The organism is Arthrobacter sp. Y3223164, assembly GCF_059091005.1.
On sequence record NZ_JBNHGF010000541.1, the window covers coordinates 1 to 1,472 of the forward strand.

The 1,472-nt window shown below is 70.5% G+C and carries 1 protein-coding gene; it reads left to right on the forward strand.

Going from position 1 to position 1,472, the window contains the following annotated elements; translation table 11 throughout:
• The coding region (locus tag AC5RUJ_RS16230) for a flagellin family protein (RefSeq protein WP_494156242.1) at positions 1-1,472 on the forward strand (1,472 nt) is incomplete at both ends.

Here is a 1,472-nt window from a genome sequence, read left to right on the forward strand (position 1 = left end):
TGGGCCCGGTGCTGCTCCTGGGCGGCGTCGTGGTGGTGGGCGGCGGCGCGGCGCTGCTGTATGCGCGGTCCAAGCGGAACAAGAGCCAGCGCCCGCAGCCTCAGCTGCAGACCGGCCCCGACGGGCGTCCGCTGGATCCGCATGACGCCATGTCCGTGGAGGACCTTCGCAAGAAGGCCGGCAGCCTGCTGGTGGCCGCCGACGACGCGATCAAATCGAGCGAGCAGGAGCTGGGCTTCGCCATGGCCCAGTACGGGGACGAAGCCGTGCAGCCGTTCCGCCAGGACATCACCGCGGCCAAGTCCCACATGATGGAGTCCTTCAAACTGCAGCAGCAGCTCGATGACCATATTCCGGACACCGAAGAAGAGCAGCGCGCCTGGCTGGGCGACATCATCCGCCGCTGTGAGGCAGTCAACGATTCCCTCCAGTCACACAAAGAGGACTTCGACGCGCTGCGGGAGCTGGAAGAAACCGCACCGCAGGCGCTTGAGCGGGCCCGGGCCGCCGCCCGGGAAACCCGCGGCAGGCTGGACGACGGCACGGCCCGGCTGGAACAGCTTCGCACCCGCTTTGCCGACAGCGCGCTGCAACAGGTCGCCGACAACATCGGCCAGGCCGGGGAACGGCTGGATTTCGTCGAGAACGCGGCCGGCACCGCGCAGGACAAGCTCGACGAAGGAGACCGCAGCGCCGCCGTGATCGCCGTGCGCGCGGCCGAGGAGAGCCTGCACCAGGCCAACATCCTGTTGGAGGCCATCGCCAGGACGGCCAAGGACCTTGAGGACGCCCGGCAGAGCATGGAACGCAGCATCGCCGACGCGACCCAGGACATCGCCCAGGCCAGGGCCATCATCGCCTCCGGGCAGCACCCCGAGCTCGCGGGCCCCTTGGCCGGGCTGGAGGCGGCCGTGTCCGCCGTCCGGCAGGAGGCCGCCGGGGGGCGCATCGATCCGATCATGATGGTGCAGCGGCTGGAGGCAGCCATGGAGCCCTTGGATGCCTCGCTCTCCGGAATCCGGGACGCCCAGGACCGCAACCGGCGTGCCCGCGAGGCCCTGCAGCACGCCATCATGTCCGCGCAGGCCCAGATCTCCGGCACCTCGGATTACATCCAGGCGCGGCGCGGCGGCGTTCGGAGCGAGGCACGCACCCGGCTGGCGGAGGCGGAACGGAATCTCGACCATGCGCTGGCCATCGCCGACTCGGATCCGGAGCAGGCGCTCAACTACGCCCGCCAGGCCAATGCCCTGGCGCAGCAGGCCAGCCAGATGGCCCAGGAGGATGTGGACGGTTTCGGTGGCGGCATGGGCGGCTTCGGCGGAGGAGGAATGTTCGGCGGTCGGGGCGGCGGCCTGGGCGGGGCGATCCTCGGCGGCATCCTCATCGATTCCATCCTCCACGGCGGACACGGCTCGCACGGCGGCGGCGGGATCTTCGGTGGCGGCGGCGGCGGTGACGTTTTCGGCGGC